Genomic DNA, 26,344 nt, shown 5'->3' on the forward strand with positions numbered 1-26,344 from the left:
TTTACTCTGCCACTGGTTCTTTCTTCTTCTTCCGTGCTTTGGTTACCTTATTAAACAGGTTAATACCCAACTGCACGCCAATAAATTCCAATGCCGTCATCAACGCCCCGGTAGCAAAATTCTTAAATTTACCGCTTCCCCACGCCATCTTAGCCACATTCATGGCTACGTTCAGGGCACCGCTATGTCTTGCGCTACCGGGGATGACAGCATTTAACGCCATCTTCTTATAGTTATCCCTGAAATAATCTACCCGGTACCCCAACTCATTCTCCAGTTGCCTGGAACGCCGCTTTAAACGCTCAATTTCCAGCTCCAGTGTTTCGAAGCTGTCTATTTTTTTACGCATGTGTAAATTTTTATCATGGTTTATCCCCGCATTGTGTTTTCTGTAGCTTCGTCGTCGGGCACATAGCCCGGGTCTTCCGGCTTGTCATCAACAGGCTCTTCTTTCCTGGCGTATTGCCGCTCCCGTTTGGCGTGAATATGATCACTTTCCGCATCCCGGTCAGTGATTTCATCTACCAGCTCCGCAATCAGCAGTCTGGCCAGGGGCCGCTGTATCAGCTGCTTACGGAACAACAGGATCACCACGAATAATACCACAAACAGCCCTGCTGCACAGCTAAAACCAATGGTAAAGCTGCCCGCCATCTCTCCTATCCAGAAGCCCACCACCATACCCAGGAATACAATCACAAAAAAGAACAGCAGAAAAGCCATCGTAAGGGAGAAAAACAACCCCAATGCTTTCGATAACTTTCCTGCTGCCTGGAGCTTAATCAGGTCCAGTCTGGTTTCCAGGTATTCCCTGGCTACTTTTCCCGTTTGGTTAAAGTAGTTGCCGAAATTATCTTCCATGCAAATGAATTTACTCAAATGGAATTATGCCAACTCGTTTTCTAACTCATCATGAAACTGGTCTTTTCTTTTTCTCCATTTTTCTTTTAGCTTTTCAGATTGACCTTTCAGCTTTTCTACTAATTCATCTTTTTTGTCTGAATTGAGGAAATATCCTACTGCTACACCTACTGCTGCGCCCACGATAAATGAAACCACGGCTTTTGAACTGTTACTCATAACTAAGGTTTTAAAGATGTTATAAATTAGGTTTTCTTTTTGGGTAACTGAGGTTCAACAAACATTATTCCATAAATGATTATTTTGTATAACTTCCATGTTAAACCTCCGCAATAAGAACAAGTACCCTCAGATTTTGTTTATTGTTGACCGGAGCTTATACCAGACCATCGGTCTGCTTTTTGACATACCACCACCTCACACGATATGATGTACTATGAGCTATTTTGATAATGACCGTCTTAAACAAATTGGATTTCTGCTATTGATTCTCTTCCTGGGAATTCTCCTGTTTAAGGAAATGTATACTTTTTTTCCTGGTTTCCTGGGTGCAGTTACTTTATATGTTATCTGCAGGAAGTGGATGTTTCGCCTGGTGGAAGAAAGGAAATGGAGAATGAGCCTGGCCGCTACTGTCCTGCTCATACTGTCGTTCCTGGTTGTCCTGCTCCCCGTAGGTCTGTTGATTAATCTCCTGACTGCCAAGGTGACTTATGCTGCCACTCACACTGCCGACCTTATGAATGCCCTCAAGCAGGCCAATAGCCAGTTGGAAGAATACCTGGGTATGGGTGTACTAACCGCAGAACGGCTACAGAAACTACAAGAACGCATTACCTCCATCCTGCCAGGCTTCCTCGGCGCTACTTTCAATACACTGACCACCATCGCGCTCATGTACTTTATCCTGTTCTTCATGTTGGTAAATGGACGGAAAATGGAGGAAACCCTGTATGAATATATCCCCTTGAAAGATAAAAACGTAGACAGACTGGGTAAAGAGTTCAACACACTGGTTATTGCCAACGCGGTAGGCATTCCTTTAATTGCGGTAGTACAGGGAATTGTGTCTTTGATAGGCTACCTCATTTTTGGCATCCCCCAACCTTTTTTCTGGTTTGTTGTCACCTGCTTCACTGCCATGCTGCCAGTGGTGGGCGCAGCTGCCGTGTATGTTCCCATGGGTGTCTATTTACTCGCCACGGGCAATGTTTGGCAAGGCGTAGCGATTCTCATTTACGGCTTTGGCGTGGTAGGTACTTCCGATAACATAGCCCGCATGATGCTTGCCAAAAAAATTGCAGATGTGCATCCCCTGATTACCATCATAGGCGTTATTGTGGGAGTAAGCCTGTTTGGCTTTATTGGCCTGATCTTCGGCCCATTGCTGATTTCCATGTTCATCCTGTTGCTGGAAATATACAGCAACGAGTTTGTGATAAAAAGGCGCGACAAACCGAAAACACCCGTCGACCCGGGACCTCAGCGATAATAATTGTTATCCGCAATGTAATTGATCACCGGATCCGGCACCATGTAGCGTACCGATTTCCCTTCCTTAATCCATTTCCGGATATCTGTAGCGGAAATGTCTAACATGGGCGCATCCAGTATTTCAATAGTGGCCCCAAAGGTATCACTTATTTCGTGTCCCGGCCGGCGGTATACGTAGATAGGATAATTCTTTATGATCTGCTCATAGTTTTTCCAGCGGGGTAAATTCTGGAAACTATCGCTCCCCATAATAATAGCAAATTCCTGGGTGGGAAACTTCTCTTCCAGGTAGGTGAGCGTATCTACAGTATAAGAGGGTCGGGGTAAAGAAAATTCGATATTGCTTGCCCGTAAACGGATCTCGTCTTTAATGGCCAGTTCTACCAGGTGAAAACGATCATGCTCATTGAGCAAGGCAGACTGAGGCTTTAGTGGATTATGCGGAGAAACCACCAACCATACTTTATCGAGATCTGTATTGTAAGCAACGTAATTGGCAATGATCAAATGCCCCGTGTGTATAGGATTAAAAGACCCAAAATACAAGCCTATTCTCATGTTTCATCGTATAAGTTGCCAATGGCGACATCAATAATGCGTGTAAAAATAGGTATTTAATGCGGGAACATGACAATCAGCTTATTCCAACGGCTTAAACTGCTCAAATACCTGTCCGCAGGACTTACAAAAATGAATAGCTCTGCAAAGCGTAGAGCCAAATGGGGAACGTAAATAGGTTTCCTTACTGCCACAATGTGGACAAGGCACCGCCAGTAATATTTCAGCATGCACTTCCCCTGCGAGTAGCTGGGGTGGCGCTATACCGAAGTTTTGCAACTTTTCTTTGGCGGCCGCTGTCATCCGGTTGCTCTGCCAGTGCGCCTGTTTATCCACTGTTACGGTGACGGCTATATCCAGTTCCTGCTCCAGCACTGTTTTTATTCGTTGCTGAATATAGCTCACTGCCGGGCAGGCTGCAAAAGTGGGAATCATTTTAACGTGTACGGCACCTTCTTCCAGTTCAACGCCGGTAATCATACCCAGGTCTATCACACTTAACACCGGTATTTCCGGGTCCATCACGTGTTCCAGTGATTCGTATACCGACGCTATCGTAATTGTTTGTGACATCGCTTACCAGCTGGCCTCCGTATCCAGGTTAAATACTTCTCCCATTTCTTTTAATAACGGTTGCAGATAGGGCGTATGGATGCCCTGCCGGCCGCCGTATGCAGGCGTAATGGTTTTAATGTCGGGTAAATTGAGCGAGGCTTTTACCAGTATCGGGTAAATCCGATCCAGCCAGCGCTGGTACAGGGCTGCCTCACCAGGGTACACTTTTTCAGTCACCAGTATATTTTCATATTCCGGAGATGCTTCAAAAATACCGGCCGCCAAAGCCATGGTATTATTCAACACCTCCTGCATACGCTGGTAGCTTTCCTCTCCTGCCTGGCTTAACTGCATAATCCACGCATTGGCGTGCAGCGTATGATATTTCAATTCCCCTTTTACTTTTTTGCTGAGCATCCGGAAAGGCTCAAAGCTACTATCTACAAGGCTTTCATACCGGATAGCCTCTGCATGATCAAATAAAAAATGCCGCATCAGGCTAAATCCATATTCTTCGTTGGGCATTTCCACCAGGTGACTGCATTTGAAGTCTTTTTCCGGACGGTGAAAAGCAAATTTATCAGGGTCTTTTCCTTCCAGGTTTTCGTGCAATATGCGGTATAATGCCCATGCATGGCCTATTTTATCCTGCGCCATAGAAGAAAAGGCAATATCTTCCTCCATTACAGGCCCTAATCCGGTCCATTCAGAATTACGATGTCCCTGTATCAGTTCATCGTCTGCCATTTTGATGATCAGGTCCGTTAATGCTGCGTTATAGCTCATTTGGATTGTTTAAATTTATTGATCTTTTCCATCACCTTAAATCCGCTCGCATCGCGGTAGGTCTTTTCCAGGTTGTTGGCAAACATATCCTCATCTTCTACGTCAAAAGCCAGGATATCCGAACTTTTCACTACCCAGAGGTTCACGCACTTTTTACGGCGGCCAAATTGTTCTTTGGCAAATACCAATGCCAGTTGCGGGTCAGGGGCATGTACGCACCCCACATGTTCGTGATGCGCCCCTCTTTTCTCCTGGTGAAATACTTCATATATGTTCCAGTTCTCCCCTTCTTCTACTTTCACAATTTCACCCGCCTCTCCCAGTTTCAGCCTGTTTACGCGGGGGTCTAAAGATTCGTTCGACATGTAATTGTTGAATAGTTTTAAATCGAAAAAAATTAAGCTACCGGGAAAGTCTTTCTTTCAGCCGGCCGCATGAGTGCCTTGCGTACCCACCGTCCATGCTCTTCAGCCCATTTACGCACCTGCAAACGCTCTGCGTTACAAGGACCGCCACCATTGATGACACGGAAAAACTCATCCCAGTCGGGATCTGTGTATTCCCAGCGACCGGTTGCCTCATTTTTACGCAACGCCGGATCGGGCAATGTAAGGCCCAGATCCCATATTTTGGGTACGTAAGTATCCAGGAACTGGTTACGCATATCATCATTGCTGGCCATTTTCACTTTCCATTGCATGAGCTTTTCGCTGTGACTGGATACTTTATCGGGAGGGCCAAAGAAATGCATAATTGGCTGCCACCAGCGGTTCAGGGCGTCTTGCAGCATTTCCCGCTGCGCCGGAGTACCGGTAGCCAGCTCAATAAAAACATCATGGCCTTGTTTCAAATGAAAACTTTCTTCATAGCAAATGCGTTCCAGTGCCCTGCAATACGGACCATAGGAACCTTTTGCATTAGCTACCTGGTTTACAATAGCAGCCGCATCAATCAGGAAACCAATAACGGCCACGTCTGCCCATGTTTCGGCAGGGTAATTAAAGACATTGGAATATTTGGATTTGCCACTCAGCAGGTCGTTGATCATAGCTTCCCGGGATTTCCCCAGTGTTTCCGCTGCGTTATACAGTAGCTGACCGTGGCCTATTTCATCCTGTACTTTGGCTATCAGCGCGAGCTTGCGCTTAAATCCGGGCGCCCGGGTAATCCAGGTCCCTTCCGGTAATGCACCGATAATTTCTGAGTGAGCATGTTGTTCTATCAAACGTATCAACTGTCTGCGATACTCTGCCGGCATCCAGTCGCCTGGCTCGATCTTCTCCCCTTTGGCAATACGTTCTTCGAAAGCAGCGAGTTTTTCGGGCTCATCATGCTGTTCTTCTTCCCTCAACTGTTTCCTGTTGGGTTCATCAAATATATATCCACCGCCGTACATAGTGCGATTGTTTTGGTCGGAAGTAATTTACGGAAAAAAGCCCGGTTTGACGGGAAATGGTTGTCTAAAAAATGGGGCTAAATGTTATAGAATCGCCAAATTTTTCCGCAATGGAACAGATTTTTATCCATTGCAGTAATTTTAACGACATCTGGTTTTGCTGATGTTATCTACTGCTGCTATACTGTGTTTACTATTGCTGCCTCATGGGCACAAACACCCGCATGCCGGCAAAAAGGCGGATCCTCACTATACGGTCATAGAACTGAGTTTTGAAGAAGTGCATGCCCCACCATCCTGCAGTTCTGATACCCTTTTTTATGACCCGGAGAGACGGTTGCAATGGGGCGATTTCCTGGCCCAGCCTTCGCCCGCCGGCCCCAGCGCGGCAGTAGCCTACACCAGCTTCGCCTACGATGGCAGCAGCAACCTGGTACATGATACCCTGCGGATTATACTCCGCCTGCAGGTATTCTTCATTAAAAGCGCCTCCTGGGTACGGCCTGATGCCAAAAACAGCTATACCCTGGCCCATGAACAACTGCATTTCGACATCACCCGGTTGGTGGTGGAACGGTTTAAACAAAAACTCCGGCAAACAGCCCTGAATCGCGACGACTATGATAGTATCATACAATATCAGTACCTTCAATCATTCCGGGAAATGAACCGCCTCCAATATAAATTCGATGAGGAAACCGATCACGGATTAAACCCCGCAGCACAAATACGGTGGCGGGATAAAGTGAATATCGGATTAAAAAATAATGGCGTCCTCCCGGAAGAATTGGGCATTGAAGGCATTAACTTCACCCCCATAAAATAATAATAGCGTTTTTGCCAACGTTTAGCCATACTAGTTATACAGTATAAAAACCCATACATGCAATCTAATTATCTCTACAAATCGCTGGTAACCGGACTTTTCTTGCTTTTTTTATTGCCTGCCTGTAAAAAAAGTAACAATCCCCCGCCTGGTCGCCAGCCCGGAAACAATACAAATACAGGCGTCAGCATCAATGACAGCATCTTTTTTATTGCTAAAGATATTTACCTCTGGTATGATGCCTTACCGGATAGCGCTACCTTTAAGCCCAACAGTTTTTCCACCACCGGGGATATGTTTAAAGCCCTGATGTTGTATAAGAAAAACAGTAGTAACCAACTGCTGGACCGATACAGCTTCCTTGATAACGGCGGTACTTCCCGCGCCCTGCAGCAGGGAGTAGCAGGCGATGCAGGCTTCGAGGTTGGCTTCCAAACGGCAACAGAGCTACGGGTAGTATATGTATACCCCGGCTCCCCTGCAGATAAAGCCGGGATTAAACGTGGCTGGCAGCTCACCGCAGTAAATGGGGTTACCTCATTCAAGTCAGACCAGGCTACCAACGATTTATTGAACAATGCTCTCGGTGGTGGCGGCAGTAATACTTTTGGCTTCCGCAAACCTGATGGTAGCTCTCAAGAAAATGTATTAACAGCTACCGACTATAAGCTCAATCCTATTTTATACTCGCACCTGTTCAACTTCAACGGCAATAAAATAGGCTACTTTGTATTCAACAACTTCGTAGCCCTGGCCGATGTAAAAACCCAGATAGACTCCATCTTTGGCGCGTTTGCAACAGCCGGCGTAAAACAGGTGATCATCGACCTGCGCTATAATGGTGGCGGACTAATTGAAACAGCCGAATACCTGGCCAACAAACTGGTACCAGCCGCCAAAACAAATACAGAAATGTATTCCCAGTATTTCAACAGCAATGTTTATAGCAACAAGTATAGCCGCTACTTTACCAATATGAAGGCAGTTCCCTGGTTCCCAACAGCCAACTGGAGCGATATTTTCTATAGTGAAGCCACTACCTATAAAACAGCTAAATTTCAAAAGGATGGCGCATTAGCACTGGATAAGTTAAACTTCCTGGTAACCGGCAATACGGTATCCGCCAGCGAATTACTGTATAACGTGTTAAAACCTGTAATGAACACCAAACTGGTGGGCAGCACTACCTACGGTAAACCGGTAGGATTTATCAATATTACCTTCGGAAACTATGATATGTATGCCGTCAACTTCCAGACAAAAAATTCCGCGGGGGAAGGCGACTACTTCAGTGGTTTGCCGGTGCAGGTATCCGTACAAGACGACTATACAACAGATTGGGGTAACTTAAGCGATCCGTTGCTGCGGGCCTCTTTAATCGATATGGGGGTACCGGTGTCCTCCCTGGGACGCACTGCAAGAGTGGTTAACAGCGAAATGGTTCGCACTCCCGCTAACCGATTGGCGGCCACTCACTTCAAAGGAATGATACAGACCATTAAACAATAAATGCAGCAATGTAAAACAATAAGGGCTCGCCAAAATGGCGAGCCCTTATTGTTTTACATCTTTTTTGCCCCACTGTATTTATTCTCCGGCATATCACTGTCCATCTTCTTTACCACATCCAGTATGGTTTGTACCGCCCGATAATAAAAAGAGTGGTTAATTCGTGTATACTCGTCTGTTAGCCGGTGATAATCGGGATGATCTTCCACACCGAAGTACAGGAAAGGAATTTTTTGCTTAAAGAATTCATACTGATCACTTTGCCCCGTCCAGTCATCCATACCGGTTCCCGGTTTATCATGCCCCGCGATCAGTTGTACACTGCTACCAGCCGCGATATCATCGATATATTTTTTAAGATCGGGATACTGGGTAGTGCCACACACGAACAATTCATTTTTATCATTATGGGCAATCATGTCCATGTTAATGTTTTGCCGGATTTGTGTTAAGGGTACCGGTGGTTGCGCCACAAAGGCCTTGGCGCCCTGCAACCCTTCTTCTTCTCCATCAAAAGCGGCAAAAACAAGCGTATAACGGGGAGGGTGTTTTTTAAAATACGCGGCAATGGCCAACAATCCGCCTATACCGGATGCATTATCATCCGCGCCATTATACACGGTATCCTGGGCAGCGGGGTCCGACTTCATTCCCAGGTGATCATAGTGGGCAGAAATAACCATTACGGTACTCAGCTTTCCCGGAATATAGCCGTACAGATTAGTTCCCATTACTTTTTTCTCGCCTTCCTGAAAATAGAACGCGTATTCGTAAGTATCGTGGTAAGGCGTAATGCCGATTTGTTTGAAACGGTCAATAATGTAAAACTGCGCCAGGCGGCTTCCCCGGGTCCCTGCTTTGCGTCCTTCAAACTTATCGGACGAAAGGGTCCGTACATCCTTCATCAACAGGGAAGAATCTACCTTGGTTTGCGCTACGGCGGGAAGCACTGGTAACAAACAAAAACTGTAATAAAGCCATTTCATAAACATTGCATTAATGGTTTGACTATACCTGCAATGTACAAGATATTATCTGAAGATATGAAAGATGATATAACTGCAGATATACGCCAGTCCTGTCATATAGAGCAGCTGTATGGCAGGGAATTTCCATGATTTGGTTTCACGTTTAACAATGGCCATTGTACTCATACACTGCATGGCAAATGCATAGAAGATCATCAGCGACAAACCGGCGGCCAGGGTATACACAGGGCTTCCATCAGGCCATTTAGCGGAAGATAACTTTTCGCGCAAGGTAGCATTGTTGTTATCCGGGTCTTCTCCCACGCTGTACAGGGTAGCCATTGTACCCACAAATACTTCGCGGGCGGCGAAAGAGGTGATCAACGCGATACCAATTTTCCAGTCAAAACCCAGCGGACGAATAGCCGGTTCAATGGCATGGCCTAACACCCCCGCATAAGAGGTAGATAATTTGGCAGATTGGAATTCCTTGTTCAATTCCGCCGCCTGTGGAGAGCCAGGCGCCACCTGGGCTAGTAACGGTTCATATTTCCGGTGTACCGCTTCACGCTTGCTGGCAGGGCCATAAGAGGCCAGGAACCAGAGGATCACAGATATTACCACGATAACTTTACCGGCATCTTTCACAAATATCTTCGCTTTTTCTACCATGGTAGTGCCTACGTTCGCCCAACGCGGGGAACGATATACCGGCAGTTCCATAATGAAATAACTTTTCTCTTTAATCCGCACAAACAGCTTCATTAACGCAGCAATGGTGATAGCCATAAAAAAGCCCAACAGGTATAATCCCATCATCACCAATCCTTGCAGACCCAATATCCCAAAACGTTTATCGGGAATTACCAGGGCAATCATCATGGTGTAAATAGGCAACCTGGCAGAGCAGCTCATTAGCGGCGTTACCATGATAGTGATTAATCGTTCCTTCCTGTTTTCGATAGTGCGGGTAGCCATAATAGCGGGTACGGCACAAGCTACACCACTAATGAGTGGCATTACCGATTTCCCGTTCAGGCCTACCTGTCGCATTAGTCTATCAGTCAGAAAACTGATACGCGCCATATAGCCGGTATCTTCCAGGATGGTAATAAGCCCAAACAGGATCATGATCTGAGGTACAAATACGGCAAACCCGCTGATACCTGCTAAAATACCATTGATGAAAAAGTCGGTGACCTTATTATCAGGCAAGCTGCTGCTTAGCCAGCCACTCAGCGCCCCAAATCCATTCTCGATCCAGCTCATAGGGTAAGAGGCCAGCCAGAAAATACTCTGGAACAGAAGGAACATTACTACCAGCAAAATGGCGTATCCCCAGAAACGATGCAACAGCAAATCATCTATCTTTTCTGAACGGAGCTGCTTTTGCAGGGGGTCAGTTTCCACTACAGCCGCTTTCATGATATGTTTGATACGGGCATAGCGTTGCATGATTTCCTCTGCCTGCATCTTGGTTTTATTAAACTGATGTGCCTGCAGGGATTTTTTGATGGCCTGCCGTTGTGTTTCATCTAAAAAAGGCAAATCTTCCACATTTGTGGCGATATGCAACGCACCATAATCGCTTTTACAGGGTACTACCCGCTTTACTTCTTCAATCACCTCTTTCGCCAGGGCCGTGTTGTTGATAAAGTCCCGGGGCTGAGTACTGTATTGCGAACGGATAGCCAGGTCTATTACTTTCTTTATTTCAGTAACCCCTTTATTTTTACGGGGGTTAATGGCCACTACCGGCACGCCCAGCTCCCTTTCCAGGCCATCGATATCAATTTCCACTCCTTTCTTGCGCGCAATATCCATCATCGTTAATGCGATGATCACGGGCGTTTTAAGATCTATGATCTGGGAACAAAAGAGAAGATTCCGTTTCAGGTTAGAGGCATCCGCCACGATAATCACCAGGCGGGGGATATCCGCGTTATTCTGATTAATCAGCACATTATAGGTAACATACTCATCGGCGCTTTTAGGATACAGGCTATAGGTACCAGGCAAATCAATAATATTGGCCGTGAGACCAGGTACTATCTGTGCCATTCCGGTTTTCTTATCTACGGTTACTCCCGGAAAATTACCCACTTTCTGATTGAGACCAGTGAGTGCATTAAAAAGGGAACTTTTACCACTATTCGGATTACCTACCAGCGCGATGTTTATGGGAGCCTGCATTCCTTATCTTATCCTATTATTTAATATTATGTGCTGAATACGCAAAGTTAAACATTAATCAGCCTGTTGAATGATCCGATCGGGAAAATCTCAAAAGGTAACCCGCATAAAAAAAGTGTAACGAAAACCGGCGGTCGTTTTCGTTACACTTTATTTGTTGTTAACTGATTATGCTTACTAAATACTGTGTATGCGTATGAGGGCATCGGCCAGGAAAGACATGCTACCCTTAACTACCGTTGTATTTTTAACTGCTTTCACAGCATTTTCAGCTGAGGGGCCTTTATAACGATAAATCTGGGTGGTATCCTTCTTTTCTTCCTTTTCCGGTTTGTCTGACGGCTCATCCTTTTCAGTTTCTGCTTTAGGAGCATTCAAATCATCCGCGCCATCGGGCGTCATTTTCAGGTTGAGCGGTGCGGCCTCATCATCGTCGTCATCCCAATCATCACCACGGCCGTACCTGCTGATCGAATAGTTGCGGGAAACTTCATGATCTATTTCGATATTCTTTCCTACCGGAACTTTTATGGTCAGTGTGAGCCGTTGTCCGCGGTATTTGGAATGAGGAGCCAGGGAGAAACCATCTGGCAGGTAAATCACAGAGTCTTTCTGATTGAGCTGGAAGGCAATGTCATGCGCCAGCTCCTTGGCCTGTTGCGCATTCCGGCCCCGGGAAAAACGGGATACCTCTACTGCAAAGCTGTCATTCAGGCTCTTTTCGATACGAATGTGGATGTCGTTGATCACCACTGTATCGTCCGCAATGAGGATGTTATCATCAAAAAAGCTCATTTCGGCCCTGTCGTTATCTGTTAAGATACCTGGCGATCTTTTCAGGATCAGCTTTCCTTTAGTAGGCTGCTGAATAGCCAGCACTTCTGTTTCGGTGGCCGTTCTTCTGAAGTCTTTCACCAGTGAAGTAGCTACGATGGCAGCAAAAGCCAGTCCCAGCAACCACAGGAAGGTGAGTGTATATCCGGCATAGCGGTTTGTTTCTTTTACACCTGTAAGTTTACGGATGATGAAAATAACCAGCGCTACTATAGGAATACCGATCAACAACCCGATGGCCGGCCATATTAAGAAGATTTGTGCCGGAGCAGAAAGTAACAGGTTCTTGATGGGGAAAAGGGCCGCGGAAGATACTGCAATGGCTATTCCCACCACGATCAGGCAGATCAGCATCACTACAGCAAAGAAATAAAAGAAGCCTTTGGTAACAGCCACCAGTACGGTACCCAGTATATTGGCCAGTTTCACAAAGAAGCGTTCAATATCACTACCTACTTGCTTTCCGCGGCCCTGCGAAAAATTTCGGATATCATCTCCTACATTTTTCATCTGGCCTTTCATGTGATTCAGTTCATCCTGGATAGTAGATTTGATGCTGTTCAGGTCTACACGCTCCCCCCGCATTTCCAGCTTTTCAGCAGCAGTGTCGGCAGATGGGGTTGCTATCCAGAGGATAAAGTATACCAGCACCCCGGAGCCAAAACCACCGATCGCCAGCAGGGCAAATATGATACGGAAAATAACCGGGTCTACGTTGAAATAGGCGCCTAAACCGCTACATACACCGCTCAATACCTTATTGTCCGGATCGCGGTACAGGCGTTTACGTGGACGGGGAGTAAAGTCAAATGCATCCTCTTGCTGTTGTTGCTGCTGCGCACGTTCACCGGTAACATCATCAAACTGCTCTGGCGTACCCATAGACGCTTTGATGGCAATTACATCGGCATCGGTAATGCAATGAGCCCCTTTCTTCAATAAGTCCTGGAACACTTCAGCAATGCGGCTTTCAATGTCAGAAACAATTTCATCACCGCCCTCTTCTTTAGAAAAATATTTCTTCAGGCTGCCGAGGTACTGATTAAGCAGCTCATACGCGCTATCCTCTATGGGGATAAGGCGGCCTGAGAGATTTATATTGATTATCTTTTTCATTACTAGTTGTTTTAGGTTTTAGGTATGCTGCTTACAGCGGTGTGCTATTGGTTTTGGTTAATTCATGAACAGCATTGGCCAGTTCGTTCCAGGTACTTTCCAATTCCTTATAAAAGGCTTCCCCTTTTTCTGTCATGGAAAAATATTTTCTTGGAGGACCGGAGCTGCTTTCTACCCAACGATAGGTGAGTAATTCTGCATTTTTCAATCTTGTTAGTAAAGGATAAAGTGTGCCCTCCAGGATATCCAGCTTCGCTTCTTTCATCTTCTCTATAATATCTGAAGGGTAAGCTTCTCCTTGCTTAATAACGGACAAGATGCAAAACTCCAGCACTCCTTTCCTCATCTGCGACTGTGTGTTATCTATATTCATGGCAAGTGAGCTTTAGTTTTTTAATGTTGGTTTGTGATCAGTTGTGATAGCTATTTTTCAACTTTACGATACAAAAATAGGAATTATTTACTACTATGCAATACACAATACCATAGAAAGCAAGTTATTTTGCTTTCCACGATACCTGGAAAATGAAGATAAAAACGCCACCAGCAGGTATTTCACCAGGAAAAACCAATTTTCTGAAAAGGTTTTAAAAATGATAATCGGTCATAAATACTGATAATCGGTACTTTTGAACAAAGCGGGCTGTATTGTTAAAATCCTTTAACATTATTTTAATTATCCTATGTAAGTATTTATGGTCTCCCTCAGTTACATTTGTACAAGCGTAACATACACATGAAGAAAATTATCGGCATATTCCTGTTGGCACTCATGGTGTCTCAACTCCTTCCTATTAAGGAAGTAGGGAAGCTGCTGTTTAATAACCAAATTGTGGAAGAACACCCGGTGGATGCCGGCGGTGACCATGTTAAAATTGCCAAGGATCTTAAATTCTGTAAGCAATTTGACGAACTGCAGTTTAATTCACAATTGGTGTTAGATGTTATACACTATCAATTAATGGAAGATATTCCGAGCAACCCTGCCCAGGAAATACACGCGCCCCCTCCAAATATGCACATAGCATAATCTTCCCTTGCTGTTGTTTCACAACGGCTGTTTTTATTATTCATTTTTTATTCACCGATTACTGCCAGGACATCGTGTATCTGTTACGGAGATACCCGAACAGCGCTCCTGATGGTATCATTATACGAGCAAAGTCGTTTCCACGGTTGCAGCGGATGCTGCTATCCGGAAGCGCGATCCTTCAACGGAAAAGCTTATTTTATGAACAAGCAAACATCCTTATTCTCCAATATAAAAGGCGACTTTTCTGCCGGCCTTGTTGTTTTCCTCATTGCAGTGCCACTGTGTTTAGGCATTGCCCTGGCCTCTGGTGCCCCCTTGTTTGCCGGTATGATTTCCGGTATCATCGGTGGCCTGGTAATTGGCTTTTTCAGTGGCTCTCAACTGAGTGTGAGCGGCCCTGCAGCAGGTCTTACCGCTGTAGTACTGGTAGCTATTACCAAACTCGGCGCCTTCGATATATTTCTGCTGAGTGTAGTGATAGCCGGCGCCCTGCAATTAGTGTTGGGCCTGGTGAAAGCGGGAACTGTAGCCAACTACTTCCCTTCCAACGTCATCACCGGCATGCTCACCGCCATCGGTATCATTATCATCCTGAAACAATTACCGCATGCATTTGGCTATGATGCCAATACAGAAGGCGATTTCACCTTTTTCCAGGTAGATGGGGATAACACTTTTAGCGCCTTGTTATCTGCTGTAAATCACATCAGTATCGGCGCAACCATTATTACCATTGTTTCCATTTTCATTATTCTGTACTGGAGCAAGATCCCGAAGCTCAACATCGTGCCAGCGCCGCTGGTTGCAGTAATTACCGGCATATTGCTGAATATGGCATTTTCCGGCAGCGAGCTGCTGGCACTGGGATCTAAGCACCTGGTAACCTTACCGGTAGCCAACAGCTTCAGCGATTTCATTCACCAGTTCACACTGCCCAACTTCAGTGCTATTAGCAATAAAGAAGTATGGATTACTGCAGTAACCATTGCTATCGTAGCTTCTGTGGAAACCTTGCTGAACGTGGAAGCCACTGATAAACTCGATCCCCTGAAACGCTACACCTCTCCTAACCGGGAACTGAAAGCGCAGGGTATTGGAAATATGGTGAGTGGCTTAATCGGTGGATTGCCTATTACGTCTGTGATTGTGCGCTCCAGCGCCAATATCAACGCTGGCGGTAAAACAAAGATGGCCACCATGATACATGGCGCATTACTACTGATCTGTACTGCCCTGATCCCCGTATTGCTGAACAAGATCCCGTTAGCTACCCTGGCCGCCGTGTTGCTCGTAACCGGCTATAAGCTTTGCAAGATTTCCATCTTCAAAGAGATGTTTAAAAACGGTAAATACCAATGGGTACCATTTGTAGTAACAGTAGTCGCGATCGTATTTACCGACCTGCTCATCGGTATTGCATTAGGTATGGTGGTAAGTGTACTGGCTATTTTACGCGGTAATATGAAAAGCTCTTACTATTTCCGTAAAGAAAAATACCATACTGGTGATAGTATCCGGCTGGAACTGGCACAGGAGGTTTCCTTCCTGAACAAAGCCAGCATCCTGCTTACCCTGGACCATATGCCGGAAAATATCACACTGGTGATAGATGCGCATAAAACAGCGTACATCGATTTTGATGTGCTGCAAACCATCCGTGAGTTTAAGGATATTAAAGCGCCGCAAAAAAATATCAAGGTAATATTAACGGGGTTTAAGCCGGTGTATAACATACAAAATACGCCTGACCTCTCAGAGGAAGAACAGACGGAGCTTAGCTCCTCGTCTGTACATACTATTTCTTCCGGTAACCATAAAGAATTACTGAAACAGTTACAGTTAAATTAGGACGTAAGCCATGCGTCTCAATTATCAGGGAATCGTAAACGGAACACCATGCTTTTTTCCGTTCATTTTTCAAATTTTAAAAAATGACAATCATGAAAACACTCAATAAAATATCTCAGGCAAATATATCTCCCAGGAAAGCTTTAGAATTGCTGCAGGCCGGTAATAACCGCTTTGTAGACAATCTTCGCTTTAATCGCAACCTCCTGCAAATGGTAAACGATACCAGCGACGGACAATGGCCCATGGCGGCTATTGTAAGCTGCATGGACTCCCGTACTTCCGCGGAGCTGATCTTTGACCAGGGCCTGGGCGACATCTTCAGTATTCGTTTAGCCGGGGCTGTTATTTCAGACAACGTGCTGGGAAGCCTGGAATATGCCTGCAAAATAGCCGGTTCCAAGTTTATCGTAGTGCTTGGACACACCAAATGCGGCGCCATTAAAGGAGCCTGCGATGCAGTAGAGCTGGGCAACCTGACCGGGCTGCTAAACAAAATTTCACCCGCTGTTTTCGCAGAAAAAACAATTAAAACAGATCGGCATTCCCATAACAGCGCATTTGTAGAAGCTGTAAACAATATTCACGTAGAACGCTCTGTACAAGCCATCGTAGAACAAAGCAATATTCTCCGTGATATGCTGCAAAAAGGGGAAATCGGTATTATCGGGGCGGTATATGACGTAGAAACCGGCCTGGTACGCTTCATGGACCATACGTTGATCCTGGAAAGCAACCAACCTTCCGAGTCAGCGGTGGCCGTTTAACAACTATGTTTTTTTATAGAGGGGAATAAGTTTGCTTTTTCATGAGTAGAGGAGGCATTAATAACCCGTTGGGACATTTTATTTAAAGGCACTTGTCCCAACAGTTATTAATAGCCTCCTTTTGCTATATCAGTCGCAGCTTGGCCGCAGCCTGTTCCAGGGTTGCCTGCTTCTTGGCAAAGCAGAACCGGATTACATGATCATCTTTTCCATCGCGGTAAAAGGCGGATACCGGGATCACGGCTACCCCAAAATCTTTGGTCATGCGGACAGCGAAATCTTTGTCGCCCTCATCGGAAATACGATCGTATTTCATTAGCTGAAAATAGCTGCCTTCACTAGCTAATGGCGTGAAGCGGGTATCTTTCATAAGTTCCAGGAAATAATCCCGTTTTTGCTGGTAAAACGCAGGCAGTTCCAGGTAATGGGACGGTGTTTCCAGGAACCTGGCCAGGCCATATTGCGTGGGAGTATTCACAGAAAAACACAGGTATTGGTGAACTTTACGGTATTCTTTCATCAGGTGTTCCGGCGCCACGCAGTAGCCCATTTTCCAACCAGTATTATGAAAAACTTTCCCAAAAGAAAAAGTGACGAAGCTGTTACGGTAAATAGCCGGATAACGTAATATGCTATGGTGCTGCGCTCCGTCGAAAATCAGGTGCTCATATACTTCATCCGATAACACCAGCAGGTTAAACTCCTCCACTAACTTTTCCAGCTCCCGGATATCGTTTTCCTGTAAAATACTTCCTGTTGGATTATGCGGCGTATTAAGCATAATCATTTTGGTACGGGGCGTTATTTTAGCGCGCACGTCATTCCAGTTGATACGGTATCCCGGAAACGACAGCGGGATGAGCACCGGCGTGCCGCCATTAACCAGAACATTGGGAATGTAGCTGTCGTATGCCGGTTCAAAAATGATGACTTCATCACCGGGACGTATACACGTAGCAATGGCAGTAAATATGGCGTAAGTGCCGCCAGGTGTAATCGTAATTTCAGTATCGGGGCTAATGGATTGCCGGTAGAGGCGGCTTATTTTTTCAGCGATCGCGGCTCTGAGTGGCATCAGCCCCGGCATAGGCGCATATTGGTTATGCCCTTGTTGCATGGCTTCATTCACCATTGCTTTCAGTTCATCGCTGCAATCGTAGTCGGGAAATCCCTGGGAGAGGTTAATCGCCTGGTGGGTGACCGCCAGTGACGACATAACGGTAAATATAGTAGTACCTACATCGGGGAGTTTAGAGATCATTACCTGTTTTTTTGATATTGAAATTTAGCTATTTAGTGGCGAAGCCCTGTGCTTTTCCAGCGCTAAATATCTAAATTTCAATATCAAAAAACATAAAATCTTTAGAGGAACTTTTCGCCTTTGTTGCGTTTTATTTCCGCTACATATTCCTTGATCTGTTGTTCATTGTCTTTTTTGCAGATCAATAGTACATCACTGGTATCGATAATGATAAATTCATCGAGGCCCTGGAGCAGTACCAGCTTCTCGTTGGGTACTTTTACCATGCATTTGGTAGCATCGATCACCACTACGTTTTTGCCTTGTACAGCGTTACCGAGGTAATCCTTTTCCAGGTTTTCGTAAGCAGAGGCCCAGGTACCCAGGTCGCTCCAGCCGAAATTGGATGGGATTACATATACGTTACTGGCTTTTTCCATGATACCATAGTCGATAGAAATATTGGTACACTGGGGATATACCTGTTCAATCGCTTCTTTCTCCTGTGGTGTATTGAGGGCATAGGTGGCCTGTTCAAACAGCTCATCTATTTCCGGAAGGTATTGTTTAAATGCCGCCAGGATGGTTTTTACATTCCATACAAAGATGCCGGCATTCCAGAGGAAGTCGCCACTCTGGATAAAGGTTTTAGCCAGTTCCAGGTTGGGTTTTTCCGTGAATGTTTTCACCTGGTACACATTGTCCGCCACCATTTGAGGTTCGAACTGTATGTAACCGTAACCGGTATCAGGGCGGGTAGGTTTAATGCCCAGCGTTAGCAATGCGCTGTTTTTCTGTACAAACAGCAGCGCGTTGAGACAGGCATTGGTAAAGGCGGGTCCATCCATAATCAAGTGATCTGCCGGTGCACAGATGATGTTAGCCAGCGGGTCTTGTTTATGGATTTTATGTGAGATATAAGCAACACAGGGGGCTGTATTTTTGCGGGAGGGTTCGCTCACAATATTGGCGGCAGGCAACTCCGGCAGCTGTTCACCCACTTTACCAGTATACTGATGATGGGTAACAACGAATATGTTTTCCTTGGGAATGAACTGTACAAAGCGTTCATATGTCCATTGGAGCAGGGTTTTCCCCGTGTTCAGGATATCCAGGAACTGCTTGGGGTTGTCTGTGCGGCTATGGGGCCAAAAGCGGCTGCCAATACCCCCTGCCATGATTGCCACGTAAAAATGGCTGTTCAGCTGTGTCATTTCTAAATAATTCCTTCTCTGATTAAATCATGTAAGTGAATAATACCTTGATATCGCGCTCCGTCCATTACCAGCAGTTGGGTAATATCATGCTGGCGCATCATTTCCAATGCATTAATGGCCAGTTGATCCTGCTGTATCATTTTCGGATGTCGCGACATTATATCTTTGGCCGTAACAGCTGCTGTGGGAACATTTTTCTCCAGCATTCTGCGCAGGTCACCATCTGTAATAATACCTTTAAGTAATCTATTTTCATCTACTACGGCAGTAACACCCAGCATTTTAGATGAAATTTCCACAATTACTTCCCTTAAAGAGCTGTTTTCCAGTACCTGTGGGGAGAGATGTAATTTGCTGAGGTCTCCCACCTTGAGATACAATTTTTTTCCCAGGGCACCGCCCGGGTGAAACTTTGCGAAATCAGCAGCCGTAAATCCGTGCCATTCTATCAGGCATACCGCCAACGCATCCCCCATGACCAGTTGTGCAGTGGTGCTGGTAGTGGGTGCGAGATTATTAGGGCAGGCTTCCTGGCTAACAGTTGTATTCAGCACAAAATCGGCTTCCTGGGCTAAAAATGAGCTGGTATTCCCCACCATGGCAATTAAAGTGTTGCCAAAATTCTTCACCAGTGGCACCAGTACTTTAATTTCGGCAGAAGTACCGCTTTTGGAGATACACATCACAATATCTTCTTCCCGGATCATCCCCAGATCACCATGAATAGCATCTGCCGCATGCATAAAAAGTGCAGGGGTGCCGGTAGAATTCAGCGTGGCCACTATTTTCTGCGCAATAATGGCACTTTTCCCAATTCCGGTTACCACTAATCTCCCTTCACATTGTGCAATGCTTTCAACAACTTTCTCAAAATCTGCATTTATAAACTGCTGCAAATCATTAATAGCTGATGCTTCCAATGCAATAGTGCGTTTGGCTACGGCTCCTATATTGATAGTTTGATTCCTTTTCATGACGATTTACAAATTTATCATTTTTTAGTCAGCACTGGTACGCTCCGGTAATTTATATTGATACTCCGGGCTTTTTTAAGTAACTTCGTGTCCCCTAAAAAACATATAAATATATTTCGTCATTTGTTGGTTCTTTAGAGTTTAAATTTGAATGCAATGGCTGTTGTTAAGGAACGTTTGATGGATGCATTACGCGAACACTTCGGGTTCGATTCCTTTAAAGGAAATCAGGAAAAAATTATAAATAGCATCCTCTCAGGCAAAGATACTTTCGTTATAATGCCAACTGGTGGAGGTAAATCACTATGCTACCAATTACCCGCGCTAATGAGCCCGGGATGTGCATTAATAGTTTCGCCACTTATTGCGCTGATGAAAAACCAGGTTGACCTGGTAAGAGGCTATAGCAGTAAAGACAATGTGGCCCACTTCTTAAACTCGACCTTATCCAAGGCGCAGATTAAAAAAGTGCGGGCCGACCTTACTGCCGGCAAAACTAAACTGTTATATGTAGCGCCTGAAACGCTTACAAAACAGGAAAACCTTGATTTCTTCAAGGAGCTGGAAATATCATTTATTGCCGTAGATGAAGCGCACTGTATTTCCGAATGGGGGCACGATTTCAGACCGGAATACCGCCGCCTGAAAGAAATGATAGACCAGATCAGCGACAAGCTGCCTATCATTGCGCTCACCGCCACCGCTACACCTAAAGTACAAAGCGACATCGTAAAGAACCTGGGACTGAATAAAGCCAATATCTTTATTTCTTCCTTCAACCGTCCCAACCTGTACTATGAAATCAGGCCAAAACGCAAAAAGGACCAGACCATCAAGGATATTGTCAAGTTCATTCACCAACATAAAGGTAAAAGCGGTATCATCTACACCCTGAACCGCAAAACTACCGAAGAACTGGCAGACATGCTGGTAGCCAATGGCGTAAAAGCTGTGGCCTATCATGCCGGTCTGGATCCCAGTACCAGGGCCCAGCGCCAGGACATGTTCCTGCACGAAGACACAGAAGTCATTGTAGCCACCATCGCCTTCGGAATGGGTATCGACAAACCGGATGTCCGTTTTGTGATCCATTATAACATTCCAAAAAGCCTGGAAAATTACTACCAGGAAACCGGCCGTGCCGGCAGGGACGGACTGGAAGGGCATTGTATCTGTTACTACTCCCATAAAGATGTACAGAAGCTCGAACACCTGATGCGGGATAAATCGCTCAGCGAACGCGAAATGGGCGCACAATTGATCAATGAAACAGTAGCCTATGCAGAAAGCGCTGTATGCCGCCGTAAAGTGATCCTGCACTACTTCGGAGAACATTTCGAAACGGAGAACTGCGGTCAGTGCGACAACTGCCGCAATCCAAAGGAAAAAATAGAAGTGAAAAACCGGGTCGTGATCATGCTGAAAGCCATTCGCGCCCTGGAAGAGCGCTTTGGCAGCGAATATGTGATCAACGTTATCACCGGGAAAACAAGCCCCCAGATCAATACTTACCGCCACGATCAGCTGGAAGTATTTGGCGAAGGGAAAGAATTTGATGCGCATTTCTGGAACTCCCTCATGCGGCAAATGATGCTGGAAGGACTGATAGAGAAAGATATTGAAGAGTATGGCCTCCTCAAAGTAACCGATAAAGGCACCAAATTCCTGAAAAAGCCCTACTCCATCATGGTAGCGCTGAATCATCAATTTGACGAAGACGCTGTAGAAGATGAAGAAGATGCCGCCGCAGAAGCCCATGCTGCTGCCGACCCCGTGCTGGTAGAAATGCTGAAGGAACTGAGAAAAAAAGTAGCCAAGGAAAAGAACCTCCCTCCTTTCGTGATCTTCCTGGAAACATCCCTCGAAGATATGGCTACCCAATACCCGACTACCGTCCAGGAACTCGAAAAGATACAGGGCGTCAGTAAAGGAAAAGCGATTCGCTACGGCAAACAATTCCTCGACGTGATTACCCGCTACGTGGAAGAAAATAATATCACCAAGCCGGATGACTTCGTGATGAAGAGCGTGGTAAACAAAAGTGGCATGAAGGTATTCATCATCCAGAATATCGATAAAAAAATACCGCTGGAAACTATCGCCAAAAACAAAGAACTGAGCCTTTCCCAACTGCTCGATGAAATGGAAACTATCGTTGCCAGTGGTACCAAGCTGAATATCGACTACTGCCTCGACGAAGAACTGGATGACTATGCCCAGGATGAAATCATGGAATATTTCAAGGGCTGCGAAACTTCCAGTCTCGCTTTAGCAAGGGAAGAACTCATTGAAAATGATTACACACTGGAACAACTAAAACTGGTACGTATCAAATTCCTGGTCGTATATGGTAACTAAACCGGCTGACAACAAATAATAGTAAGATGAGCATTCAATATATTCAGGAAACCATTGCTGCCAACCGGCAGAAAGTAGTAGCGCACCCCTTATACGCTGAACTCCAAACGCTGGAAGATGTACGCACTTTTATGCAGTACCATGTTTATGCGGTATGGGATTTTATGTCGCTGCTCAAAGCTCTGCAACAACAACTCACCTGTGTAAACGTTCCCTGGGTACCTGTTGGTAACGCCGCCACCCGCTACCTGATCAATGAAATTGTAACGGGGGAAGAAAGTGATATTGACCATACCGGCGCCCGCTGCAGTCATTTTGAATTGTATGAACGGGCCATGCTACAGGCAGGCGCCGACTGTGCCCCTATAGAAGCGATTATAGCCGATGTAAAAGCCGGGAAGTCTATCCGCCACATCCTGGATAATTCATCGCTTCCTGAGGCTGTAAAGGGGTTTCTTGGCTTTACTTTTGAAGTAATTGCTACCGGCAAAGCCCACATTATGGCAGCCGTATTTACTTTTGGACGGGAAGACCTTATCCCCGACATGTTCCTGGCACTGGTAAAAGATCTTGACAGGAAATTTCCCGGAAAGCTGGACCTGTTCATTTATTATCTCGAAAGACATATTGAAGTAGATGGGGATCATCATAGCCAGCTGGCCATGCAAATGGTAAGCGAACTATGTGGACAAGATACAGATAAATGGCAGGAGGCCGCTGAATACGCCCGCCAGTCGCTGCATTGGCGGCATCAATTGTGGAGTGGCATTCTTGGAGAAAAAGTAGTTTTATAAAATTTCTCGAAAAAAATTTTGCAATTCAAAAGATTGTCTTACTTTTGCAATCCCCTCACGAGAGAGGGCAACAAAAACGGATGGTGCGGTAGCTCAGTTGGTAGAGCAAAGGACTGAAAATCCTTGTGTCGCCGGTTCGATCCCGGCTCACACCACAGAAACGGGAACATAACTGTAAAAGGTTTTGTTCCCGTTTTTTATTTGGTGCAAATCGTTTGCCTGCTCTGCAATCTGACGGAATACTTCATTCACCCGCGGGGTTCGACACTCATCATTTTTCCGATTATATAGTATCCCCTCCGGAAAGACGAGAAATTGTAGTTGCTGTTTCTCTCCGTAATCACCTAAATCCCACAAGGACGCGAGTTTAGAAGCATAGGTAATGCACTCTTCAACGCACATTTCAAGGTTCGACACCCCACTTTTGAATTTAAGCTGCTCCTGCTCAATATTTTTGCGCTCTTCCAAAAGCCGGGGCTTAAATTCCTCATATATCTCCCGATCAATTTCCTCCATAGCGAAGCGTTCTTTAAGCCGTTGCAATTTTCTATCTACCTCTGCTAATTGCTTATGAAGCTGTTCCTGCTGCTCCCACCCTTCTGCCGTTAACTGGTTATAAGTGGCAATCATCTGGAGCCGGATTATAGTCCTGTGATCTTCGTTTACATCCACTGTATAACTATTCAGCAGCGCCTTGAATGCCGAGTGCAGATTGTCGGCCCGCTTGTTACATTTACAGCCCGGAGTATTACATTTATAATAATACTGCTGATTTTTAGCCGCCTTGTACGCCCGCAGGTAATTACCGCAGTCCCCACACTTTAAAAAGCGTTTTAGAGGAATGTTCTCATTTTCTGGTTTAAGACTATACCCATGATGATTTTGAGATAGGATACCATTCACTCTTAGAAACAATTCCTTTGATACCACTTTTTCCTGTATCCCTTCTATTATCTTTCCCTCCAGAGCATTGTGGACGAGCAATCCGCAATAGAATGGATTACGCAAGAAGTCTGAAATCCTTTGATTGTCAAGCTTTAGTCCGCGCGCGGCCAACCTGGCCCTTACTTCTTCATTGGATACCCCTTCTGCTTTCCATTCAAACCCCTTCCTGAGCAGCTTTCCCGTTTGATTGATGACAAACTCCTTTTTGCCATTTCTGCGTACAATATCATACCCTAATGGCGGAGACGTACACCATATTCCCTGTAATAACTTCTCTTTTACTCCCGCCATGCACTTTTCCCTCCGAAGCTGGTTATCATACTCACTGAAAATAAACTGGATGTTTTGCTGCAGGCTGCCACTGACAGTCGTGGTATCCGTTGGCTGCGTTACCGCATAAACTAAGATTCCCGCTCTTTTCAATTGCTCTGCAATGTACATGGCATTGGTTCCGGAGCGGCTAAACCGGTCAACGCTATAGACGATGATGTAGGCAATCTTTTCCCTACTCTTCTTTACAAAAGAAAGCATATTGTTAAACTCTTTCCTCTCATCAGTCTTGGCGCTTTCGTATGTTCCACCGAAATACCCTGCTATATGATAACCACTTTTACAGGCATATGACTCGCAGGCTTTGCGTTGTGTCGCTAGGCTCATATTATTATCTGCCTGTTCTTTCGTTGAAACCCGGGTATAAATCACACAATTCCGGCTACTTGCAGCAGCCGTTTTCTTACCTTTTGTAAAGGATTCAAAAAGGCGTAAATCGTTACTCATGCGGCTTTTTGTTTATCCTCGCTTGGTACTAGTGTAATGATTTGGGCTTCTACCGCATTCCTTTTCGACCATGCGGCAAGTGCTATTCGCGAGAATACCTTAATCGCATCCAGCAGACGAACAATCTGTTCATCGCTATAATCTTTGAAACTCGCCATGGCTCTCACTTCTTCTATTGTTACATCACAATCCCTATCTGAATCGAATTGTTGGGGCATACCTTTTTGTTTACAAACATTGATTGTAAAATGATGAAATCACTAACTGTGATGGGATTTACAGACAGATAATCGTCCAACAGTGACTGGCTAAATAAAATACGCCCGCGCTTCTTACGCTGCAGTGGCTTTAATCTGCCTTCACATACCAGGCAATAGATTCTGGCAACGGATAAATGCAGATAGGCTGCCGTCTCTTTTGCGGACAATAATTGCTCCGCGGCTAGATAATGCTGCAAAGGCTCTGGGGCCTTTTGCAGCTTATCCAGCTTTTGTTCTATCAACTCCAATCTGACGAGAATTCCCTGCAATACCTCTTTCATGCTGCGTCTATTCATCATCTTCGCCCTCTTCATAGTAATCATCAATGAGGTCTTCTGCCTGATGAATAGTGTCCCTTTGGTCTTTTGTAAATTGTACCGACAGGGTGATTGTTTCATCTTTTTCATCAGCTTCTATCACCTCCGGCGTTATTTCCTGACCGCATAGAAGATTTGCTACTTCAGCAATAATCGCTACTGGTACTTCCAGTTCCCTTTCGAGAGTTGTTTTCGATGACATAATGTGTAAGAATTAGTGAGATAATAGTTCATATCCTCCTCTACCTCATTCCAGCCTCGATGCAAACATACTATGCCCACAAAGCCTACTTTTCATTATTTGATCAAATGTGTCCGTTCTTGCTTGTTATTTTCCGATTTTTTGCAAATTTTTCCGATTTCTGAGATGTACAATGGGGGCGGGGGGTAAAATATTCTCTCTGAGATACTAATAATGGTGATTTACTTCATGCCTGATCACTATTGTACGCCTATTGAAAATATTTAATCGCCATTAGAAGATAATAGAAGACAATAAGAGACGTTGCCGTATCTGATGACATTTATTGCCTCTGGTGTAATATGTGGATAAGCTACGAGGATATCCTGCACTGTTTCACCGTTTGATAATCTTTCCAATATTGACTCAATAGTAATACGGGTACCTTTAATTACGGGTTTACCTAGCATAACTTTTGGATTGATATCTATGTACTGTGTTATGTCCATTTATTCAAGATTTGATAAAAGAATCGCC

28 protein-coding genes and 1 tRNA gene are annotated in these 26,344 nt (G+C 45.2%); 9 read left to right on the top strand and 20 right to left on the bottom strand.

Annotation, left to right across the window (positions count from 1 at the left end; translation table 11 throughout):
* Position 1: 1 nt before the first annotated feature.
* Genes FHW36_RS02785 through FHW36_RS02795 form a run of 3 tightly spaced genes read right to left on the bottom strand, consistent with a single transcriptional unit; the run spans position 2 to position 1,080 of the window.
* A complete protein-coding gene (locus FHW36_RS02785) occupies positions 2 to 349 on the bottom strand; it encodes a hypothetical protein (protein WP_145661884.1) in 348 nt (115 codons plus the stop codon).
* A gap of 20 nt (positions 350 to 369) precedes the next feature.
* The gene (locus FHW36_RS02790) at positions 370 to 861 is read right to left on the bottom strand and encodes a hypothetical protein (protein WP_145661886.1); all 492 of its coding nucleotides are present in this window, start codon (positions 859 to 861) and stop codon (positions 370 to 372) included.
* A gap of 24 nt (positions 862 to 885) precedes the next feature.
* Positions 886 to 1,080 carry a YtxH domain-containing protein gene (locus tag FHW36_RS02795; RefSeq protein ID WP_145661889.1) on the bottom strand — a complete coding sequence of 65 codons (195 nt, stop codon included), beginning with the start codon at positions 1,078 to 1,080 and terminating at the stop codon, positions 886 to 888.
* Positions 1,081 to 1,297: 217 nt separating this feature from the next.
* Between FHW36_RS02795 and FHW36_RS02800 the strand changes: the two genes are divergently transcribed.
* Entirely contained in the window at positions 1,298 to 2,353 is a 1,056-nt protein-coding gene (locus FHW36_RS02800) for an AI-2E family transporter (RefSeq protein ID WP_145661892.1), read from the top strand.
* Here the strand turns inward: FHW36_RS02800 and nadD are convergent.
* From nadD to paaA, 5 genes are all read right to left on the bottom strand, one after another.
* Positions 2,344 to 2,913, bottom strand: coding sequence for a nicotinate (nicotinamide) nucleotide adenylyltransferase (gene nadD, locus FHW36_RS02805; protein WP_145661896.1), 570 nt, complete (start codon positions 2,911 to 2,913; stop codon positions 2,344 to 2,346). The genes FHW36_RS02800 and nadD overlap by 10 nt on opposite strands.
* A gap of 81 nt (positions 2,914 to 2,994) precedes the next feature.
* Positions 2,995 to 3,486: a 1,2-phenylacetyl-CoA epoxidase subunit PaaD gene (gene paaD, locus FHW36_RS02810; RefSeq protein WP_145661899.1), complete on the bottom strand. Its 492-nt coding sequence runs from the start codon at positions 3,484 to 3,486 to the stop codon at positions 2,995 to 2,997.
* A gap of 3 nt (positions 3,487 to 3,489) precedes the next feature.
* Entirely contained in the window at positions 3,490 to 4,254 is a 765-nt protein-coding gene (paaC, locus tag FHW36_RS02815; RefSeq protein ID WP_145661902.1) for a 1,2-phenylacetyl-CoA epoxidase subunit PaaC, read from the bottom strand.
* Positions 4,251 to 4,619 carry a 1,2-phenylacetyl-CoA epoxidase subunit B gene (locus FHW36_RS02820; protein WP_145661905.1) on the bottom strand — a complete coding sequence of 123 codons (369 nt, stop codon included), beginning with the start codon at positions 4,617 to 4,619 and terminating at the stop codon, positions 4,251 to 4,253. Before FHW36_RS02820 ends, paaC begins: the two co-directional genes overlap by 4 nt.
* Before the next feature lie 32 nt (positions 4,620 to 4,651).
* The gene (paaA, locus tag FHW36_RS02825; protein WP_145661909.1) at positions 4,652 to 5,650 is read right to left on the bottom strand and encodes a 1,2-phenylacetyl-CoA epoxidase subunit PaaA; all 999 of its coding nucleotides are present in this window, start codon (positions 5,648 to 5,650) and stop codon (positions 4,652 to 4,654) included.
* A 163-nt stretch (positions 5,651 to 5,813) separates the two neighbouring features.
* On the opposite strand from paaA, the gene FHW36_RS02830 reads away from it, so the two are divergent.
* The gene (locus FHW36_RS02830) at positions 5,814 to 6,476 is read left to right on the top strand and encodes a hypothetical protein (RefSeq protein WP_145661912.1); all 663 of its coding nucleotides are present in this window, start codon (positions 5,814 to 5,816) and stop codon (positions 6,474 to 6,476) included.
* A 57-nt stretch (positions 6,477 to 6,533) separates the two neighbouring features.
* Positions 6,534 to 7,985: a S41 family peptidase gene (locus tag FHW36_RS02835; RefSeq protein WP_145661915.1), complete on the top strand. Its 1,452-nt coding sequence runs from the start codon at positions 6,534 to 6,536 to the stop codon at positions 7,983 to 7,985.
* Positions 7,986 to 8,038: 53 nt separating this feature from the next.
* On the opposite strand, the gene FHW36_RS02840 is transcribed toward FHW36_RS02835, so the two are convergent.
* The 4 genes from FHW36_RS02840 to FHW36_RS02855 form a co-directional block, all read right to left on the bottom strand.
* Positions 8,039 to 8,971, bottom strand: a complete 933-nt coding sequence (locus tag FHW36_RS02840; protein ID WP_145661918.1) for a M28 family peptidase — start codon at positions 8,969 to 8,971, stop codon at positions 8,039 to 8,041.
* 45 nt (positions 8,972 to 9,016) lie between these two features.
* A complete protein-coding gene (feoB, locus tag FHW36_RS02845) occupies positions 9,017 to 11,146 on the bottom strand; it encodes a ferrous iron transport protein B (RefSeq protein WP_145661921.1) in 2,130 nt (709 codons plus the stop codon).
* A gap of 177 nt (positions 11,147 to 11,323) precedes the next feature.
* Complete coding sequence (locus FHW36_RS02850; RefSeq protein ID WP_145661923.1) at positions 11,324 to 13,096, bottom strand: PspC domain-containing protein; 1,773 nt, start codon at positions 13,094 to 13,096, stop codon at positions 11,324 to 11,326.
* 31 nt (positions 13,097 to 13,127) lie between these two features.
* The gene (locus FHW36_RS02855; RefSeq protein WP_145661926.1) at positions 13,128 to 13,469 is read right to left on the bottom strand and encodes a PadR family transcriptional regulator; all 342 of its coding nucleotides are present in this window, start codon (positions 13,467 to 13,469) and stop codon (positions 13,128 to 13,130) included.
* Positions 13,470 to 13,832: 363 nt separating this feature from the next.
* On the opposite strand from FHW36_RS02855, the gene FHW36_RS02860 reads away from it, so the two are divergent.
* From FHW36_RS02860 to FHW36_RS02870, 3 genes are all read left to right on the top strand, one after another.
* The gene (locus FHW36_RS02860; protein ID WP_145661934.1) at positions 13,833 to 14,126 is read left to right on the top strand and encodes a hypothetical protein; all 294 of its coding nucleotides are present in this window, start codon (positions 13,833 to 13,835) and stop codon (positions 14,124 to 14,126) included.
* Positions 14,127 to 14,327: 201 nt separating this feature from the next.
* Positions 14,328 to 15,977 (top strand): SulP family inorganic anion transporter, encoded by a 1,650-nt coding sequence (locus tag FHW36_RS02865; protein ID WP_145661940.1) that lies wholly within the window; start codon positions 14,328 to 14,330, stop codon positions 15,975 to 15,977.
* Between the two features lie 92 nt (positions 15,978 to 16,069).
* Positions 16,070 to 16,744 carry a carbonic anhydrase family protein gene (locus tag FHW36_RS02870; RefSeq protein ID WP_145661943.1) on the top strand — a complete coding sequence of 225 codons (675 nt, stop codon included), beginning with the start codon at positions 16,070 to 16,072 and terminating at the stop codon, positions 16,742 to 16,744.
* 124 nt (positions 16,745 to 16,868) lie between these two features.
* Here the strand turns inward: FHW36_RS02870 and FHW36_RS02875 are convergent, their stop codons facing one another.
* The 3 genes from FHW36_RS02875 to FHW36_RS02885 form a co-directional block, all read right to left on the bottom strand.
* Entirely contained in the window at positions 16,869 to 18,005 is a 1,137-nt protein-coding gene (locus FHW36_RS02875) for a methionine aminotransferase (RefSeq protein WP_145661946.1), read from the bottom strand.
* Between the two features lie 101 nt (positions 18,006 to 18,106).
* Positions 18,107 to 19,198: a mannose-1-phosphate guanylyltransferase gene (locus FHW36_RS02880; RefSeq protein ID WP_145661949.1), complete on the bottom strand. Its 1,092-nt coding sequence runs from the start codon at positions 19,196 to 19,198 to the stop codon at positions 18,107 to 18,109.
* 2 nt (positions 19,199 to 19,200) lie between these two features.
* Positions 19,201 to 20,175 carry a KpsF/GutQ family sugar-phosphate isomerase gene (locus FHW36_RS02885; RefSeq protein ID WP_145661952.1) on the bottom strand — a complete coding sequence of 325 codons (975 nt, stop codon included), beginning with the start codon at positions 20,173 to 20,175 and terminating at the stop codon, positions 19,201 to 19,203.
* 156 nt (positions 20,176 to 20,331) lie between these two features.
* On the opposite strand from FHW36_RS02885, the gene recQ reads away from it, so the two are divergent.
* The 3 genes from recQ (at position 20,332) to FHW36_RS02900 (ending at position 23,482) form a co-directional block, all read left to right on the top strand.
* Complete coding sequence (gene recQ, locus FHW36_RS02890; protein WP_145661954.1) at positions 20,332 to 22,533, top strand: DNA helicase RecQ; 2,202 nt, start codon at positions 20,332 to 20,334, stop codon at positions 22,531 to 22,533.
* A gap of 26 nt (positions 22,534 to 22,559) precedes the next feature.
* Positions 22,560 to 23,327: a DUF3050 domain-containing protein gene (locus tag FHW36_RS02895; RefSeq protein WP_145661957.1), complete on the top strand. Its 768-nt coding sequence runs from the start codon at positions 22,560 to 22,562 to the stop codon at positions 23,325 to 23,327.
* An 82-nt stretch (positions 23,328 to 23,409) separates the two neighbouring features.
* A tRNA-Phe gene (locus FHW36_RS02900) sits at positions 23,410 to 23,482 on the top strand.
* Here the strand turns inward: FHW36_RS02900 and FHW36_RS02905 are convergent.
* The 5 genes from FHW36_RS02905 to FHW36_RS31030 all read right to left on the bottom strand — a co-directional run bounded on the left by FHW36_RS02905 (position 23,475) and on the right by FHW36_RS31030 (position 26,316).
* Positions 23,475 to 25,049, bottom strand: coding sequence for a recombinase family protein (locus FHW36_RS02905; protein WP_145661958.1), 1,575 nt, complete (start codon positions 25,047 to 25,049; stop codon positions 23,475 to 23,477). The two genes, FHW36_RS02900 and FHW36_RS02905, sit on opposite strands and share 8 nt — an antisense overlap.
* Positions 25,046 to 25,267, bottom strand: a complete 222-nt coding sequence (locus FHW36_RS02910; protein ID WP_145661961.1) for a hypothetical protein — start codon at positions 25,265 to 25,267, stop codon at positions 25,046 to 25,048. The genes FHW36_RS02905 and FHW36_RS02910 overlap by 4 nt, the downstream gene beginning before the upstream one ends.
* Complete coding sequence (locus tag FHW36_RS02915) at positions 25,228 to 25,590, bottom strand: helix-turn-helix domain-containing protein (protein WP_186452282.1); 363 nt, start codon at positions 25,588 to 25,590, stop codon at positions 25,228 to 25,230. The genes FHW36_RS02910 and FHW36_RS02915 overlap by 40 nt, the downstream gene beginning before the upstream one ends.
* A 7-nt stretch (positions 25,591 to 25,597) precedes the next feature.
* Positions 25,598 to 25,828: a hypothetical protein gene (locus tag FHW36_RS30400; RefSeq protein WP_186452283.1), complete on the bottom strand. Its 231-nt coding sequence runs from the start codon at positions 25,826 to 25,828 to the stop codon at positions 25,598 to 25,600.
* A gap of 263 nt (positions 25,829 to 26,091) precedes the next feature.
* Positions 26,092 to 26,316, bottom strand: coding sequence for a DUF433 domain-containing protein (locus FHW36_RS31030; protein ID WP_145661966.1), 225 nt, complete (start codon positions 26,314 to 26,316; stop codon positions 26,092 to 26,094).
* Between the last annotated feature and the right edge of the window lie 28 nt (positions 26,317 to 26,344).

This window comes from Chitinophaga polysaccharea (assembly GCF_007829335.1).
GTDB classification, from domain to species: domain Bacteria; phylum Bacteroidota; class Bacteroidia; order Chitinophagales; family Chitinophagaceae; genus Chitinophaga; species Chitinophaga polysaccharea_B.